Source organism: Halomonas colorata, assembly GCF_014897985.1.
GTDB lineage: Bacteria > Pseudomonadota > Gammaproteobacteria > Pseudomonadales > Halomonadaceae > Vreelandella > Vreelandella colorata.
On sequence record NZ_JABUZA010000026.1, the window covers coordinates 23,193 to 39,390 of the forward strand.

The 16,198-nt window shown below is 54.0% G+C and carries 16 protein-coding genes; 5 read left to right on the top strand and 11 right to left on the bottom strand.

Annotated elements, in window-relative coordinates; all coding sequences use genetic code 11:
* Window positions 1-7: 7 nt before the first annotated feature.
* Entirely contained in the window at window positions 8-994 is a 987-nt protein-coding gene (locus INT33_RS13310; RefSeq protein ID WP_192537853.1) for a LysR family transcriptional regulator, read from the top strand.
* Between the two features lie 181 nt (window positions 995-1,175).
* Window positions 1,176-2,228, top strand: coding sequence for a lipoyl synthase (lipA, locus tag INT33_RS13315; RefSeq protein ID WP_018917303.1), 1,053 nt, complete (start codon window positions 1,176-1,178; stop codon window positions 2,226-2,228).
* Between the two features lie 126 nt (window positions 2,229-2,354).
* On the opposite strand, the gene lipB is transcribed toward lipA, so the two are convergent.
* The 11 genes from lipB to INT33_RS13370 form a co-directional block, all read right to left on the bottom strand.
* Window positions 2,355-3,005 carry a lipoyl(octanoyl) transferase LipB gene (lipB, locus tag INT33_RS13320; RefSeq protein ID WP_193092112.1) on the bottom strand — a complete coding sequence of 217 codons (651 nt, stop codon included), beginning with the start codon at window positions 3,003-3,005 and terminating at the stop codon, window positions 2,355-2,357.
* Window positions 3,006-3,317 carry an HP0495 family protein gene (locus INT33_RS13325; RefSeq protein ID WP_018917305.1) on the bottom strand — a complete coding sequence of 104 codons (312 nt, stop codon included), beginning with the start codon at window positions 3,315-3,317 and terminating at the stop codon, window positions 3,006-3,008.
* 56 nt (window positions 3,318-3,373) lie between these two features.
* The gene (locus tag INT33_RS13330; protein ID WP_193092133.1) at window positions 3,374-4,573 is read right to left on the bottom strand and encodes a D-alanyl-D-alanine carboxypeptidase family protein; all 1,200 of its coding nucleotides are present in this window, start codon (window positions 4,571-4,573) and stop codon (window positions 3,374-3,376) included.
* A gap of 61 nt (window positions 4,574-4,634) precedes the next feature.
* Window positions 4,635-5,663: a septal ring lytic transglycosylase RlpA family protein gene (locus INT33_RS13335; protein WP_193092113.1), complete on the bottom strand. Its 1,029-nt coding sequence runs from the start codon at window positions 5,661-5,663 to the stop codon at window positions 4,635-4,637.
* Window positions 5,660-6,688, bottom strand: a complete 1,029-nt coding sequence (mltB, locus tag INT33_RS13340; RefSeq protein ID WP_193092114.1) for a lytic murein transglycosylase B — start codon at window positions 6,686-6,688, stop codon at window positions 5,660-5,662. The genes INT33_RS13335 and mltB overlap by 4 nt, the downstream gene beginning before the upstream one ends.
* Window positions 6,689-6,731: 43 nt before the next feature.
* Window positions 6,732-7,892: a rod shape-determining protein RodA gene (rodA, locus tag INT33_RS13345; protein WP_192537848.1), complete on the bottom strand. Its 1,161-nt coding sequence runs from the start codon at window positions 7,890-7,892 to the stop codon at window positions 6,732-6,734.
* Window positions 7,893-7,895: 3 nt separating this feature from the next.
* Window positions 7,896-9,803: a penicillin-binding protein 2 gene (gene mrdA, locus INT33_RS13350; RefSeq protein WP_192537847.1), complete on the bottom strand. Its 1,908-nt coding sequence runs from the start codon at window positions 9,801-9,803 to the stop codon at window positions 7,896-7,898.
* Between the two features lie 71 nt (window positions 9,804-9,874).
* Window positions 9,875-10,342: a 23S rRNA (pseudouridine(1915)-N(3))-methyltransferase RlmH gene (gene rlmH / locus INT33_RS13355; protein ID WP_018917311.1), complete on the bottom strand. Its 468-nt coding sequence runs from the start codon at window positions 10,340-10,342 to the stop codon at window positions 9,875-9,877.
* Window positions 10,339-10,725: a ribosome silencing factor gene (rsfS, locus tag INT33_RS13360; protein ID WP_192537846.1), complete on the bottom strand. Its 387-nt coding sequence runs from the start codon at window positions 10,723-10,725 to the stop codon at window positions 10,339-10,341. Before rsfS ends, rlmH begins: the two co-directional genes overlap by 4 nt.
* Before the next feature lie 78 nt (window positions 10,726-10,803).
* Window positions 10,804-11,475 (bottom strand): nicotinate-nucleotide adenylyltransferase, encoded by a 672-nt coding sequence (gene nadD, locus INT33_RS13365; RefSeq protein ID WP_192537845.1) that lies wholly within the window; start codon window positions 11,473-11,475, stop codon window positions 10,804-10,806.
* 13 nt (window positions 11,476-11,488) lie between these two features.
* Window positions 11,489-12,796, bottom strand: a complete 1,308-nt coding sequence (locus INT33_RS13370; protein ID WP_193092115.1) for a glutamate-5-semialdehyde dehydrogenase — start codon at window positions 12,794-12,796, stop codon at window positions 11,489-11,491.
* Window positions 12,797-12,992: 196 nt separating this feature from the next.
* On the opposite strand from INT33_RS13370, the gene INT33_RS13375 reads away from it, so the two are divergent.
* From INT33_RS13375 to INT33_RS13385, 3 genes are read left to right on the top strand one after another with little or no spacing between them, the layout of a single operon-like run.
* Window positions 12,993-13,841 carry a hypothetical protein gene (locus INT33_RS13375; protein WP_193092116.1) on the top strand — a complete coding sequence of 283 codons (849 nt, stop codon included), beginning with the start codon at window positions 12,993-12,995 and terminating at the stop codon, window positions 13,839-13,841.
* Window positions 13,838-14,767, top strand: coding sequence for a GGDEF domain-containing protein (locus INT33_RS13380; protein WP_192537842.1), 930 nt, complete (start codon window positions 13,838-13,840; stop codon window positions 14,765-14,767). Before INT33_RS13375 ends, INT33_RS13380 begins: the two co-directional genes overlap by 4 nt.
* A 27-nt stretch (window positions 14,768-14,794) precedes the next feature.
* Window positions 14,795-16,192, top strand: a complete 1,398-nt coding sequence (locus INT33_RS13385) for a bifunctional DedA family/phosphatase PAP2 family protein (protein WP_193092117.1) — start codon at window positions 14,795-14,797, stop codon at window positions 16,190-16,192.
* Window positions 16,193-16,198 lie beyond the last annotated feature (6 nt).

Sequence of the window (16,198 nt, forward strand, 5' to 3'; positions counted from 1 at the left end):
GGTTGTTATGTCATCCCCTACGCTGCTTAACCGCCTAACATTTCGACAGCTGCAAGTATTTCAGGCGGTACATCGCCAGCGCTCCTATTCCCGCGCGGCCGAGCAGTTAGGGCTCACCCAGCCCGCCGTCAGCGCGCAAATACGCCAGCTGGAACAAGCTCTGCGCCAACCCCTTTTCAAATATGCCGGTAAAACCCTGCACGTATTGCCTGCGGCAGACACGCTGGCGTTGTCCACGCGGGAAATCTTTGGGCAGCTCTCACGACTCCAAATGAATTTGTCGAATATCAACGGCAAGATTACCGGGCAGCTTAACTTGGCTGCGGTCTCTTCAGCCCAATATATTGTGCCGTACCTGCTGGCACGTTTTCGCGCAAGCTACCCCGATATTCATGTACGTTTAAAGGTCTGCAACCGCAGTCAGGCGCTTGAACGTTTGGCCGAGCAGCAGGATGACCTGGTGATTATGGCGATGGTACCCGAGGATGAACGTTTGGCCGTAATGCCTATTCTCGATAATGAGCTGGTGGCGGTGGTATGGCCTGAGCACCCGCTGCTGGATATGCTCTCGCCCACGTTGACTGACTTCGCCCGCCACTATGTTTTGATGCGCGAGCCGGGCTCGGGAGTACGTAACGCCTTTGAACAGCTGGCCGCCTATCAGAAAGTCGCCCTGCCCCACTGCATTGAGCTGGGTACCAACGAAGCCATCAAGCAAGGCGTAATGGCCCATTTAGGCGTGGCGGTACTACCGCGTTTAGCCGTACAGCTGGAGCTTGAGCAAGGACTTCTGTCTGCCCTGTCGCTACCTGATTTCCCCATTCGTCGAGCCTGGTGCATGGTTTATCAGCGTGAACGTTTTCCCACGCCCGTGGCCGAACTCTTTTTACGCTTCGTGCGTGAGCATTTAGCCGAGTATCAGCGTCACTTCAAAGGGCCCGCAAGCCCCTTGCCAAGTCATGGCGTGGCCTGCTTACCCATGCTTTCAAGCTAACCCGGCGGTGTCTTGTTATTCCCCAGTTATGTTACATTACCTCCTACTACCTATGTATTAATTAGCAACATGTATTAATTAGCAACGCATTAGGCAACGTATTAATCGGCATGATTGGGGGGCAAGCGCTTACTGTTTATGATAAGCCCTGCCTGCCGCACAGTAGAGAGGCTCTATTCCTATGAGCAATAACCCCACACAGCGTGTTCCCAGCGGCCAGAAATTCCGTAATGAACACGGCACGACGGCGATCAAAGATGGCATGAAGGTGCGCAGTGCGCAGGCTGAAGCCCCATCGCTTGAACGCAAGCCCAAATGGCTGCGCGCTCAAATCCCCGGTGGCGAGCGCTTTGAAGCCGTTAAGCGTAACGTCGCGGAGCACCGCCTAAGTACCGTTTGTGCTGAGTCTCACTGCCCTAACATGGGCGAGTGCTGGAGCAATGGAACAGCCACCATCATGTTGATGGGGTCTGTGTGTACCCGTGCATGCCGTTTCTGCGCAGTCGATACGGGCAATCCCAAAGGCTGGCTGGATCTTGAAGAGCCCGAAAATACCGCCAAGTCGGTTGAGCTGATGGGGCTTCGCTATATCGTTTTGACATCGGTTGATCGTGATGATCTCGACGATGGTGGTGCCACCCACTATGCCAGCTGTATCCGTGCTATCAAAGCGCGTACGCCAGAAGTCGTCGTTGAAGCCCTGACACCTGATTTCGATGGTGACCAAGCAGCCATTGAGCGCGTTGTAGACTCAGGTCTTGAGGTGTTTGCGCAGAATGTTGAAACCGTTGAACGGCTGACGAGCCGAGTACGCGACCCGCGTGCCGGCTATCGCAAAACGCTGGACGTGCTGGCCTATGCTAAAAAGCATCGTCCGGATGTGATTACCAAAACCAGCATCATGCTAGGGCTTGGTGAAACGGATGAAGAGATACTCAAGACGTTCGACGATCTTCGCGAAATTGGCGTTGATATCGTCACCTTAGGCCAGTATTTACGCCCTACAAAAAACCACCTGCCGGTTGAGCGCTGGGTAAGCCCTGAAGAGTTCGATCGGTATCGTGTCTTGGGCTTGGAAAAAGGCTTTATGGAAGTGCCTTCAGGCCCACTGGTGCGTTCAAGCTACCGTGCCGACCGAGTGTTCGAGAAGAATAATCTAGGACTCGCCTCTCCGGCCGCCATTCCGGGCCAGGAGTCTAACCCCAATATTATCCCTGCACTGAATGTAGGCTGATACGGCGAAGCATAGCGTAAGCTTAAACAAAGAGGCCGCCGCGAATATTGCTTATCGCGGCGGCCTCTTTTTAGGCACGCCATCTAACGCCTGAATGAGCTTTGCATCTATACAAGCAGTGCTTCGCTAATCGATAACCACTAACGCTCGCCTTAGCTGAATGGCTAGTGCATGCGCTAGCTGTTCGCCTACGTCATGCTCCTTGGGCAGCGTTGCCAAATCTGCCAGACGAGTGACGGCCATACCCGCGTAGCCACAAGGGTTGATACGTTGAAAGGCGGAAAGATCCCCATCCACATTGAGCGCTACGCCGTGATAGCTTGAGCCACGCCGAATGCGTAACCCCAGAGAGGCTATTTTGGCTTCACCGATCGGGCTTTTTACATAAACCCCTGGGGCGTCAGGCCTTGCATGGGCGCTAATGCCATAATCGGCAAGTAACGCAATCACCGCATTCTCCAGCGCTGACACCAATTCCCGCACGCCTATTTTCGCACGGCGAACGTCAAGCAGAGGATACAGTACGACCTGCCCGGGGCCATGATAGGTTACTTGCCCACCACGATCCGTTTGCACAACAGGAATCTCACCCGGCATCAGCAAATGCTCAGGCTTACCTGCCTGCCCCTGGGTAAACACCGGGTCGTGCTCTACCAGCCAGAACTGATCGGGCGTATCACTATCACGCGTATCGGTCAGCGTGCGCATAGCCTCCCACACAGGCAGGTAAGGCCTACGTCCTAAGCGGTGTAGCTCAATGGGCGAGTCATCGCTCATTTACACCACCATATGCACACGGCCTGTAGCTTTCAGCTCATCAAACAGCTGGCTTATCTGCTGTTCGCTGGTCGCATTAATCGTGATGCGCACTGACTGAAAACGACCGTTTCGGCTATCGACCACTTCTAGTGTAGATTCATCAAAATCCGGCGCATGGCGCACCACGATCTGACAAACACAGGCGGTAAAATCATCAGCGGCATCGCCGACAATTTTCAACGGATAATCGCAGGGAAACGTAATCTTGGGTGGCTCGGTCACTGCCGGCTGACGCAGATCGCGAAACCCATCGTTGGCACCTTTTTTCATAATTTGCCTTCTACTAAGCGAAACAAGAGGCCTGGGCAGTACCCAGGCCGGGCAGATTAGTCGGTAAATTTAGAAATCAACCCACTGAAAAAGCGCTGAACCTGGTCGAATAAGCGCTTAAATAAGCCACCCTCTTCGACATTTTCAAGCGCCACTAGAGGGCGCTCGCCCACCATTTCTTCACCCAGATAAACTTCTAATGTGCCTACGTCATCGCCAACCGCAATCGGCGCCTGCAAATCGGTATGCAGGTTAAGACGTGCGCGCAGCTCTTCGTTACGGTTGCGCGGTAGCGTCATATAGACTTCTTCATTTACCCCTACGCGCAGTTCATTAATATCACCGCCCCATACGCGGGGTGTTTCAAGTACTGCGCCACGCTCGTAAAGCTTCATGGTTTCATAAAAACGGAAGCCGTAGCTCAGCAGTTTCTGAGTTTCCTGGGCTCGCGCCTCATCTGAATTGGTGCCCATTACCACGGAAATGAGTCGCATACTGTCGCGCTCAGCAGAGGATACCAGGCAGTAGCCTGCAGCGTCTGTCCACCCGGTTTTCAGACCGTCAACCGACGGATCACGCCAGAGTAAACGGTTACGATTAGGCTGATCGATTCCACCGTAAGAGAAGTGACGCTGCGAGTAGATCGCATAATGTTCGGGGTAATCATTAATGATGTGGCGTGAAAGCCGGGCCAAGTCATGAGCGGTTGAGTAGTGATTATCGCTGGGCAGCCCCGTTGCGTTCTCAAAATGGGTATTCTCCATCCCAAGACGAGCCGCATGCTGGTTCATCAAGTCAGCAAAAGGGGCTTCACCGCCTGCCAGATGCTCGGCCATGGCGACGCTGGCATCGTTACCTGAGACAATTATGATACCGTGCAACAGCTCCTCAACGGGGATCTGGTTGCCCACCTCAATAAACATCTTTGAGCCGCCAGTCCGCCAAGCGTTTTCACTGACATTGACCAAATCATCTAATTTAATAGTGTCACGATCCAACTCACGCTCGACAAGATAGGCGGTCATGAGTTTGGTAAGACTTGCCGGTGCCAAACGCTCATCCGAGTTGTGCTCGGCAAGGATACGGCCGCTATTGGCATCCATTAAAATCCAGGAGCTGGCAGCAAGCTGCGGTGCGGCTGGAATAATCGTCTGCGGCTGGGGAATTACCTGTGCCGCTGCCGGCAGCGTAACGGCTGTCATGGCCGCAAAGAGGCAGAGCTTGGCAGAGCGGCGTATCGACTCAAATACATTCATCACTAACATCTCACTTACAAGAAAAAATGGCGCTAGGCACCAAAGAGTATAAAAAAGTGAATTATCTCACGATAAAAACTTGAGGGAAGCCCGCCTGGCGAAGCTCTTCACGCGCCTGTGTTTCTTGAGCGGGCCTTACGGGCCCCACTTGTACACGGTGCACGCTTGCATCACTCATTACACGGACTTCATGGGGCAATTCGTTTTTCAATCGCTGCTGAAGTTGTTGCGCTCCTTCAGCACTACCCAAGGCGGCAATCTGCAGGTAAATAGCCCCCGTAGCGTCGCTCTCAGACCCAGCACTTGAAGGTGCTGCAGCGGAGGCCGACTGAGGCGCTACAGGAACGCTTTGGGCAGCAACGGGCGCTGCCGATGCTACAGCCGTTGGCTGGGCAGCTGGTGCCCTTGCGGCTGGTGCCCTTGCAGCTGACACTGCATTAGCGGGCGCTCTGCCCCGCTCGGCTAGCCAGCGCCCCGGGTCAACCGCTTCAACCCTCACCCGCCCGGTGCCGTTATCCAATATACCTAATCGCGCAGCGGCAGCGTAGGAAAGATCAATTTCCCTGTCGCTATGAAAAGGGCCTCGATCATTAACCCGCACAATCACTGACTGACCGCTATCCAGGCTGGTAACACGCGCAAACGTAGGCAGCGGCAGCGAACGGTGTGCCGCCGACATTTTGTACATATCGTAGATCTCACCGTTGGAGGTCGCGTAGCCATGAAATTTTTCTCCATACCAAGAGGCGGTGCCCTGCTTGGCATATCCCCTGGAATCAGGCATTACATGATACGTTTCTCCCCATACTTCGTAGGTCGAACGATTGCCCGCCCGCGAAGGAGCTTCGATACGCGGTTCAGCATCCGGCACGGTTGAAACATCGGGTGGCTCAACCGGATAAGCGTCGCCATTCATGGCGTAGCGCCCACCGCCACTACTATTGCTACTGCTGGCTGCTGGCGCTGCGGGCTGCGCCTGTGCGGGCGTATTATCCACACGCTGAGCTTCACGACTGGCACAGCCACTTACTAAAGCAACAAGGGCAATCGCACCGCCCATTCGCCAGGTCACTGCTTGCAACATTTTCATCCCTGTTCCTCAGCCTGATTTTGAATGGCCTCGGCAAGCTCCGTGACTGCCATGGCATACAGGTGGCTGTGGTTATAGCGAGTAATCACATAAAAATTGTTCTCACCCAGCCGGTAACGCATGCGCCCGTCGTCCATTTCAAATACCAGCGGTATCACCGGCAGCGAGCCATCAAGTCCCTGCTGAGATTCAATGCCCTCGGCGGCGGCATCAGCGGCGGTTATATTCGGTGCTGACGTTTGGTTAAACGTCAAAGTTTCCGGCGCTTCGTCCGGCCCGCTCGCTTCGTGATAGATTGCGCCATCACGCTGCCAACCATGTACGGCAAAATAATTAGCTACGCTGCCGATGGCATCAACCGGGTTTTCCCACAAATCACGCAGGCCGTCATCGTCAAAATCGACCGCATATGCCTGATAGCTGGTGGGGATAAACTGCGGGTAACCCATCGCGCCTGCGTACGAGCCATAAAGCTCGGCAGGGTCGACCTGCTGCTCATAGGCGATTTGTAAAAATGCCGCCAGCTCACCGCGAAAAAACTGCCCACGACTGGGATGATAAAACGCCAGGGTAGCCAGCGAATCAAGTACCCGGTGGCGACCTTTATGGCGACCATAATACGTTTCTACGCCGATAATAGCGGTAATAACATTACCCGGCACCCCGTACACGTCTTCCGCACGCGCCAGCGTCTCAGCGTGCGCTTGCATAAACGCAGCGCCTTCTTCAATGCGCTGCTGGGTAAGGAATATATCGCGATACTCATACCAGCGTAAGCGACGCTCCGCCGCACCCTCCATGGCATCCAGCACTTCTTGGGAATACACTGCGTGTGAAAAAGCATCGCGGAGCCAAGCTTCTGGTATGCCCTGGGCGATTAACTCATCTACCAATATCTGGGTGCGTTCATTTTTTTGCAGGTCTACCGCTTCCGCCGGGTGTTCCTCAGCGAATGCAGCAGGCATCGAACACGCAATTAGCGCGGCGACAAGGTAACTGCCAGCTTTATTCCGGGCCCTTTTCATCAACTCACCACTCCTTTGAAAACGCACCGCCCTGACTGAAATATTAACGTGGCAATAGCCGACGATGGGCATGAATAGACATGAGAATACCGAACCCTGCCAACAAGGTCACGCTAGAGGTTCCACCATAACTAACCAGGGGTAGCGGAACGCCCACTACGGGCAAAATACCGCTGACCATACCGACATTTACAAACACATAAATGAAAAATGTCAGGATAATACTGCCCGCAAACAAGCGACCAAAAGTATCCTGCGACGAAGCCGCCAACCACAGACCCCGCCCTACAATCATTAGGTAAAGAGCCAGTAAAATCAGCATGCCAACCAGGCCAAACTCTTCACCCAATACGGCAATAATAAAATCGGTATGCCGTTCGGGCAGAAACTCAAGCTGCGACTGCGTACCCTCAAGCCACCCCTTTCCCCATAAACCACCGCTACCAATAGCGGTAGTCGACTGAATAATATTCCACCCGGAGCCAAGCGGGTCGCTCTCTGGGTCCAGGAAGGTTAACACCCTCTGGCGCTGATAATTGTGCATATTCATCCACAATAGCGGCACACACGCAGCCAGCAATGCGGCGACAAACCCGATCAGGCGCCATGAAAGACCCGCAAGCAACACCACAATGACTGCTGCACTGGCCACCAGCAATGATGTACCCAAGTCCGGCTGAATGGCAGTCAACACGACCGGTAAGCCAATAATCACAGCGCACACTACGATGTCTTTCAATCTCGGTGGGAGCTGACAACGATTTAAATAGGCAGCCACCATTAAAGGCACTGCCAGCTTCATCATTTCTGAAGGTTGAAAGCGAATAACGCCGGGAATCTCAAGCCAACGCTTGGCGCCCATTCCAATATCACCAGCAATCTCCACTGCCAATAACATGACAACCCCTGCACCATAAGCAAAGGGCGCCCAGCGTAAAAACGTAGTAGGTGATAGCTGCGCCAAAAACGCCATGCCTGCCAGCGCCACTCCAAACCGCATCGCCTGAGCGATTACCGCCTCAATACGCTGGCCCGACGCGCTATAAAGAACCAGCAGACCGCCCGCCATCAAAATCAGCAAAAGTCCTAACAGCCAAGGGTCAATATGGATACGTTCCCAAATACTTTTACGCCGGGCTATCCCGCTATCGGGTGGGCGCACTGGATGGCGCCGTAATGGACGGGTCAGCGTCTGCCAAGGCATAGATCAGTTTCCCTCCACTTGAGCGGTATCTTCTTCCAAAACTTCGCGTACCTCATCAGCGTCAGGGGCTTCATCTTTTAACAGCCAAGCATCGGTCATTGCGCGCGCTAAATGCGCGGCATGCGTACTGCCGCCGCCCGCATTTTCCACGATGACCGAAACGGCAATTTGGGGATTCTCAATCGGGGCAAACGCCATAAACAGGGCATGGTCTCTCAGTCGCTCCTCGAGTTCATCGGCGTTATAGCGCTGGTCCTGGCCCAACGAAAATACCTGTGCCGTTCCCGACTTGCCGCCCATACGATACTCAAGACCGACACCGGATCGCCGCGCAGTACCCTCGCTACCACTAAGAACTTTTTCCATACCACTAAACACCCGATCCCACCAGGCATCATTTTCCAGCTGAATATCATCCAATGTATCGGGTAAGTCTTGAGGCAGCGGCTCACCGCCAATTTGCAGTGCTAGACGGGGTTTTACCCAGTGGCCTCGGTTAGCAAGGGTGGCCGTTGCACTCGCTAACTGTAACGGCGTTACTTGCCAGTACCCCTGGCCAATGCCGACTGACAAGGTTTCACCTGGGTACCAAGGTTGATTAAAGCGCTCTCGCTTCCACTCGCGAGATGGCATCAAGGCGTTGCTTTCGCCCTGGACATCGTGGGCAACTCGCTGCCCGAACCCAAATCCACTCATCCGCTTATCCAGGTTGTCGATGCCCAAATCATGCGCCAGGGTGTAATAATAGGTGTTGTTGGAAACCGCCAACGAGCGCTCCAAATCCACACGCCCATGCCCCCAGCGCAGCCAGTTACGGTAGCGGCGTGAGTCATTGGGTAACTGGTAATAGCCGGGGTCGTTAATCGTGCTGTCAGGCGTAATCACGCCTTCAGCAAGCCCTGCAAGCGCTAAAAAAGGTTTAATGGTCGAGCCCGGAGGGTAATGCCCACGTATCGAGCGATTAAACAGCGGTAGATCAAGGTCTTCCTGCAAGCCACGGTAGGACGCGACGTCAATCCCGGTTACGAATTGGTTGCTATCAAATCCTGGCGTCGACACCATTGCCAGAATTTCACCTGTTGCCGGCGCAATCGCTACAATAGAGCCGCGTCGACCATCCATCAGCTCATAGGCAAGCGTCTGAAGCGACTTATCGATCGTCAGGGTAATGTTCTCTCCGGGCACAGGATCGGTACGCCCTAATTCTCTTAATACGCGTCCGCGAGCGTTAGTTTCAACCTTGCGTAGGCCCGCTTCGCCGTGCAGCTCTTCTTCGTAGAAGCGCTCGACCCCGGTTTTTCCAATAAAGTGAGTGCCGGCATACCGGCCAGCATCCAAAGATTGAAGCTCTTCGACATTGATCCGCCCCACATAACCCAGGGTGTGCGCCATCACTTCGGAGTCAGGATAGTAACGCAGCAGCTGCGCTTCGACTTCAACCCCCGGCAAGCGATGACGATTAACGGCGAGGCGCGCAATTTGCTCCTCGCTAAGATCACTCATCAATAGTGCAGGTTGAAAGGGACGCTGACGCTGGCGTGAACGCACGTTGAAGGCCTCGACATCCTCCTCGGGAAGCTCTAGAAGCTCTACCAGCAGTGCCAGGGTATCATCAAGATTATCAACGCGTTCGCGCACCAGCGTCAGGTTATAGGTAGGTCGATTTTCAGCCAGCAGCACGCCATTGCGGTCGTAAATCAAACCGCGATTGGGCGGCAGTGGCTCAACGCGCACACGATTCTTTTCCGACCGAGTGGTATAGATTTCATGTTGAACGATCTGCAGGTAGGCCAAACGCCCCACTAATAGGCTGGTAAGCGTTGCCACCACCAGAACAGCAAGCAGCGTTCTGACACGAAAAATACGCAACTCTTGCTCAGAATTTTTTAGCGTGTCACGGCGCTGGGGCATGGCAACAGATGACTCTCAAATCAGACGATTGACGCAATAACAGTCAACAAACACCACCACCCGTTTGAGCCTTAGCGGTGATAGGGGTGACCAACCAATAAGGTCCAAGCGCGATAAAGCTGCTCGGCAAGCATAATACGAACTAACGGATGCGGCAGGGTTAACGGCGAAAGCGACCACGCTTTATCAGCCATGGCGGACAGAGACGGTTCAAGACCGTCCGGCCCGCCGACCAATAGCACGATATCGCGGCCTTCCATCCGCCAGGCATCAGCCTCCTGGGCTAACTGCTCAGTTGTCCAGGGCTTACCTTTTACTTCAAGCGCCACCACGTATTCATCGCCCCGCAGTTTATCTCGAATGCGTTGCGCCTCTTGGGCTCGCGCTTTAGCAATATCGGCATTTTTGCCACGCTGGCCAAGCGGGATCTCTTCTATTTCAAGGCTGAAATCCCGAGGGAGCCGTTTACGGTAAGTTTCAATGCCCTCTTCCACCCACGCAGGCATCTTGGTACCTACCGCTAACAGCCGTACCTTCATGACATGCTGGCTCGCTCTTCAAACTGCTCAAACGACTCGTCTGCTTTGAAACCGTCGCTTGGAAGATCCGCCCATAACCGCTCAAGGTCATAGAGAGTGCGCGCTTCTGGCAGCATTACATGAACCACAATATCGCCCAGATCCACCAGTACCCAATCTGCATTGTCGCCCCCTTCAACGCCACGGGGTGCCAGACCTGCTGCTTTGGCTTTTTCTACGACGTTTTGCGCAAGTGCCGCCACGTGTCGCGTAGACGTGCCGCTGGCAATCAGCATAAGGTCGGTGACCTCGGTCAAGCTGGAAACATCCAGCTGGGTGATATCACGTGCTTTAAGTTCTTCTAACGCATCAAGCGCTAGGCTTTTCAGTGTATCGATGTGCATGACTCCTGAAGACAACCCCATTTGGTAATCGGCCCATAAAGCGGGCCATTGTAACGGCTTCTTTCGTGACTACCAGCGCTATTCGTCGTGCTGGGAAAAGTGTTGATAAAAGCCGTTCTCTCGAATGGCCTCTTCAACCGCATTTGGAAGCAAATAATGAATGCTTTTGCCCTCCCTAAGCCGCTGGCGAATATAGGTCGCTGAAATAGCCATCATCGACGGTAACGATAGCGTTAAAAGCCCCCCGTTTGGGTACTGCATCAGCGAATCCACGCTTTCGACTTCGCACTCACCAACCAGTTCCCTTAATTCACTGGTCCAGGGCATTTGATAACCAGGGCGCGCCATAACAACCACATGCGCCAGGGAAAACAAATCGCCAGCACGGTACCACTGATGAAGACGCAAAAACGCATCAAACCCAATCACCATGACCAAACGTGCCTGCTCACCGTACTCGGCCCGCAGTTGAGCGAGCGTATCGATACTGTAGGATGGCCCTTCACGGCGTAGCTCACGATCATCCGCATACAGCCCCGGCGTATCACCAATCCCGGCGTTAAGCAGCGCCAAGCGTTGCTCGGCTGATACCTGAGGCGCGCCACGCAATGGTGGCTTGGGCGCCGGTATCATATGCAGCCGATCAAGCCCCAACGCTTCACGTACTTCCAAAGCACTACGCAGATGGCCATGATGGACGGGATCGAACGTCCCGCCCAGCATGCCGATTTTTATCGGTGGAGAACTCATATTGCCCCAGCCTTCACTGCCGAACCTGCCCATCCCCGAACACGACATACTTACGCGTGGTAAGGCCTTCCAGGCCAACGGGGCCCCGGGCGTGCAGTTTATCGGTTGAAATACCAATTTCAGCGCCCAAACCGTATTCAAAGCCATCGGCAAAGCGCGTCGAGGCATTCACGATCACTGAGCTTGAATCTACTTCGGCCATAAAACGGCGCGCCAGCGAGTAGTCCTGAGTCACGATGGCATCGGTGTGGTGCGAGCCATACTGCTCAATATGCGCAATCGCTTCGTCCACCCCGTCGACGACTTTAATGGCCAGGATCGGTGCCAAGTACTCGGCATGCCAGTCTTCTTCCGATGCGGCCAGCGCTTGAGGCAGCAAGGCACGGGTACGCTCGCAGCCACGCAGTTCAACGTTATGTTCAGCATACGCGCGGGCCAGCTCGGGCAAAATCAGATCCGCCACCGGTGCATCCACCAGCAGGGTTTCCATAGTGTTGCAGGTGCCGTAACGGTGCGTCTTGGCATTGACGGCAATGGCCAGCGCCTTGACCGGGTCTGCTGTGGTATCGATATAGACGTGGCAGACACCATCCAGATGCTTGATAACCGGCACCTTTGCTTCGCGGGAGATCCGCTCGATCAGCGATTTACCGCCGCGTGGAATAATTACATCCACATAGTCAGGCATGCTGATCAATGCGCCTACCGCGGCGCGATCAATCGTTGCCACTACCTGCACGCAGCTTGCCGAGAGACCTACTTCCTGCAAGCCTTGCGTAATGCATTCAGCAATGACTGCATTCGAGGCGCTCGCTTCAGAGCCGCCACGTAAAATACACGCATTGCCAGATTTTAAACACAGGCTGGCGGCTTCCAGGGTGACATTGGGACGCGATTCATAAATGATCCCAATGACGCCTAGCGGCACGCGCATCTTGCCCACCTGAATGCCGCTGGGCCGATAGCTCATATCATCAATTTCACCTACCGGGTCTGGCAGCGTAGCTACTTGGCGCAACCCTTCAATCATGGCGTCGATCCGAGCATCATTTAATGCCAAACGGTCGAGCAGGGCGCTATCCAGACCGTTATCTTCCCCGCGCTGCATATCCTGGGTATTAGCGGTCAAGATAGCCGCTCGCGCGTTAGCGACCCGGCTTGCTATCGCCTCAAGAGCACGGTTTTTGATACCGGTATCGGCACGACGCAGTTCGCTTGCTGCTAAACGGGCCGCTTTCCCGAGCGTTTGCATGTAGGCGCCAACGTCACCAGAAGTGAGTTGCTGCTGGGCCTCATCTTGAAACAGTGTTAAAACGCTCATGCTGTCCCCCTATTTTCGTCGCGCAAGCAGTATGAGAAATGCCTAGGCAATAACATGGTAATTGTGTTCAGTGGTTGGCAGTATATTACGCTAATTAAACGTTACAATAAGTGCGTTAGGCTTCGTATCTTAGTCAGCCGCCTTTATCCACGACTGGCTGCTAAATAGCGTTATTAAAGGTGAATAGTAAGCCACCATGCAAAGCAAATACAAAATTCGTCTGCTTAAGGCCAGTTTATTCGCTGCTGCGGCTGTATTAGCGATTTGGACGCTAACCGCCCCGCCAATGGCTGCCTTACTGCTTTGGCTATCGGTAGGCTGGCTTTCCATCACCGCGCTGCTGCTGGACTTCAGTCATCGTTATTCGCATGGCCTACCCTGGCAAGTATTACCCGGCGCACTACTGCTGGGCTTAATTGCCGCTGCGCCAGAACGCCATAGTATGTTGATCTGGGCGTGGGCCGCTATGTTCATGCTACCTCAGACGCGGTGGATACTGGCGTTTAATGTCATAGCAGCGCTATTTAGCTGGGTCTTAATTGCGCCGCAACTAAGCCTGCCGGAAGGGGGATTAATGCTGCTTCTTTTTATTCTCTTGAGTCTGCTTGCATTATCCAGAGCACGTCAACTGGTCGATATGAATGGCGCTATCCGCCAGCGCCTGCGCTTAATTCCGAAAGTTAACCTATGGGCTGGAGAACAGTTGTTACGTGATTTGCCCCGCGAACAAACACGCTCGGAGCGTGAAGTTATCCATGCGGAGCTGGTGGTTTTTCAAGTGAAACGACACCAGCTCTGGTCCATGGCCAAAAAACTGTGTGCGCTAACCTATACCTTTGAAAATGCTTACCGCCTTAATGGCACCACGCTTGCGACCTTGATGCTTTCGCGTTCACCACAGGAAGCGGCCCTGCGCCGCAAGCAGTTACATGCCGCACTGCCAGATAGTGTCTTAAGCCACTCGCTGCCGTTAATTGATATCGAGCACGCTAACCTAACGCTTGAAGAGCTTAGCCACCCCTCTTGTCAGCGGAGCCCGACATGACCGAATACCCGTTTTCAAGACGTCTAATGTCACTCGCTTACGGTGCTAGCCTGGTCTTGATGGTTGGTTATGCGACATGGCTTTACGGGCTGGGTAACTACCGGCATTTGCTGATACCTACCTTTGTGACACTGCTGTTATTAGCCGCTCTATTGATTCATCTAGGACAAGGCATAAAAGGTTATATACCCCAGCTACTGCTGTTAAGTGCTACCTACCTGACGGTATTCAATGCACTTTATCATCCTCCCTATGTGTCTTCTATCTGGTTAGGCTTACCTACGGTTAGCGCTTTTTTACTCCTACCCTTATGGGCTGCTTTGCTGATAACCGGTCTACTTGGTCCACTGATATGGTTATTTATTTTCTATCCAGCTGTACAAGCCCCTTTCGTACTTGGCTATGTCACGCTTATTTTGCTGCTAGCGCTCCCCCGCTGGGAGCATGGCCGCCGCGGTGCGCTCCTACGAGCAACCGACCCAAACGACTGTCAGTGTAATGCTTATAATATTGATACCTTAAAAGAGCGCTTACAAAATGAGTTTCAGCGTGCTGCCATGCTCAACAAGCGCTTGGCCGTCCTGGTGATTCACCTGCCGCAATTAGACATGGCGGAAGAGCAGTTTGGTCACCGAGCGAAAAATGCGCTACTTGATACCCTGTGTAATGAAGTACATGGCCGCTGCCGTGACCATGACCTGCTAGGTCGCGCGGGAGAAACAGCCTTCTGGTTAGTATTACCCGATACCAGCGAAAGTGGGGCATTATTAGTGCGTGAGCGCCTGCAACATGCGCTATCCCAATGTGTACTGGTTGAAACCGGTCAACTTGAATCACGCATCGCCGCTTGCTTGCCTCACAAAGAGAGCTTTGAGCGCTATGTACAACGCCTGAATGCCCGTGCGAAGGCACTGGCCAACGGGTGACGGCTTAATGCCTTTTAGGAGTTTTTTGTGTCTTTAGCCGATAACCTTTATCAGCTCTCGCTATCGCCGTTAATGCTAATCCTGCTGGTATTTTTGATTTCATTGGCTGAGTCCTTGGCTTTGGTTGGCCTGTTGGTACCCGGTGTTGTGCTGATTACGGCAGTGGCGTCACTTGCGGGACATCAGCTGGTAGGGCTTCCCTGGCTGATGATGGCCGCGTTTATAGGGGCGGTAATAGGCGACGGCGTTAGCTTTAGCCTTGGCTATCATCAACGTGCGCAAATCACCCAACGCTGGCCGCTTTCCGCGCATCCCGAATGGCTGGGGCGAGGCGTGCGTTTTTTTGAACGTTACGGCCTTTATTCGGTATTCATTGGCCGATTTGTAGGCCCGGTAAGGCCGATTATTCCTCTGGTCGCGGGCATGATGCGCATGCCGCCGCGTACTTTTTTATGGGCTAATATTGGCTCAGCCGCTCTATGGGCACCGGCTTATCTGTTGCCGGGCTATTTACTGGGGCGCACTTGGCAAGAGCACCTCAACGTGCCGCCGGGGATCAAGTTAGCCCTGCTCATTATGGCAGCCAGCATTGTGGTCTTGGCCGTTGTGTTCTCCTGGGGCCGTGCCCAGGTGGGGCGTCATGGGCGCCTATATCTCGCTATGGCCCGCCTGGCGCGAAAAGTCCCGTTGATGCGTCGCCCATGGCTTTCCATGAGTCAGTCTGGCGAAGTTCCTCTCGCCTCACTCTTGCTGTTTATCGTTGCACTCACCAGCCTCTCTGGCTGGACGCTGATGGTGATACACCACGACGGTCCTTTAATGCTCGACCTCTATGTACAGCGGCTGTTCACCTGGCTGGAAAACGATACGTTAATTGAAATTGGGGCGGTATTTGCCAAGATAGGTGACAAGCTGGGCATCGCCACGCTTCTTGCGCCGTGGGGCTTATGGATGCTGTTTAATAAGCGGATTGATGCCCTACTGCATTGGGGGTTAGCCGTCGGTGGCATCGCGTTTCTGAATACTTTTGGCAAGGCATATTTTGGCCGTGCCCGCCCAGACACGCCGGACTATCTAACCGGATCGCTCTCCTACCCCAGCGCCCATACCTCAACATCGGTGGTGGTTCTGGGGCTGTTGGCGGCATTTGTAGCCTCAGAACTCTCGCGCCAAAAACGCGCCTGGGTTTACTGGGCGGCAATTGCCTTAGCCGTTCCCATGGCCCTATCCCGCTTAGTTATCGGCGTGCACTGGTTTAGTGACCTGATCGGCGGCGCGCTGCTGGGCTTGGTGGTGTGCGCGCTGGTACGCTTAAGCTGGCAACGCTATCCGCGCCAACCGTTAACTCCCTGCCCATGGCAGTTATTAGGCGTAGCCTCACTTATCCTGATCAGCGTGCGGGTTGGCTTCTTTCCACCGGTATAGCTCAGA

What these genes read in the sequence shown, in the direction of transcription:
- rodA (WP_192537848.1), bottom strand. Translation starts at nt 7,892, where the DNA reads ATGCCTTGGCAGACGCTGACCCGTCCATTACGGCGCCATCCAGTGCGC.
- mltB (WP_193092114.1), bottom strand. Translation starts at nt 6,688, where the DNA reads ATGAAAAGGGCCCGGAATAAAGCTGGCAGTTACCTTGTCGCCGCGCTA.
- lipB (WP_193092112.1), bottom strand. Translation starts at nt 3,005, where the DNA reads ATGAGCGATGACTCGCCCATTGAGCTACACCGCTTAGGACGTAGGCCT.
- rlmH (WP_018917311.1), bottom strand. Translation starts at nt 10,342, where the DNA reads ATGAAGGTACGGCTGTTAGCGGTAGGTACCAAGATGCCTGCGTGGGTG.
- INT33_RS13310 (WP_192537853.1), top strand. Translation starts at nt 8, where the DNA reads ATGTCATCCCCTACGCTGCTTAACCGCCTAACATTTCGACAGCTGCAA.
- INT33_RS13370 (WP_193092115.1), bottom strand. Translation starts at nt 12,796, where the DNA reads ATGAGCGTTTTAACACTGTTTCAAGATGAGGCCCAGCAGCAACTCACT.
- INT33_RS13325 (WP_018917305.1), bottom strand. Translation starts at nt 3,317, where the DNA reads ATGAAAAAAGGTGCCAACGATGGGTTTCGCGATCTGCGTCAGCCGGCA.
- mrdA (WP_192537847.1), bottom strand. Translation starts at nt 9,803, where the DNA reads ATGCCCCAGCGCCGTGACACGCTAAAAAATTCTGAGCAAGAGTTGCGT.
- INT33_RS13375 (WP_193092116.1), top strand. Translation starts at nt 12,993, where the DNA reads ATGCAAAGCAAATACAAAATTCGTCTGCTTAAGGCCAGTTTATTCGCT.
- INT33_RS13330 (WP_193092133.1), bottom strand. Translation starts at nt 4,573, where the DNA reads ATGAATGTATTTGAGTCGATACGCCGCTCTGCCAAGCTCTGCCTCTTT.
- lipA (WP_018917303.1), top strand. Translation starts at nt 1,176, where the DNA reads ATGAGCAATAACCCCACACAGCGTGTTCCCAGCGGCCAGAAATTCCGT.
- INT33_RS13335 (WP_193092113.1), bottom strand. Translation starts at nt 5,663, where the DNA reads ATGAAAATGTTGCAAGCAGTGACCTGGCGAATGGGCGGTGCGATTGCC.
- rsfS (WP_192537846.1), bottom strand. Translation starts at nt 10,725, where the DNA reads ATGCACATCGATACACTGAAAAGCCTAGCGCTTGATGCGTTAGAAGAA.
- nadD (WP_192537845.1), bottom strand. Translation starts at nt 11,475, where the DNA reads ATGAGTTCTCCACCGATAAAAATCGGCATGCTGGGCGGGACGTTCGAT.
- INT33_RS13380 (WP_192537842.1), top strand. Translation starts at nt 13,838, where the DNA reads ATGACCGAATACCCGTTTTCAAGACGTCTAATGTCACTCGCTTACGGT.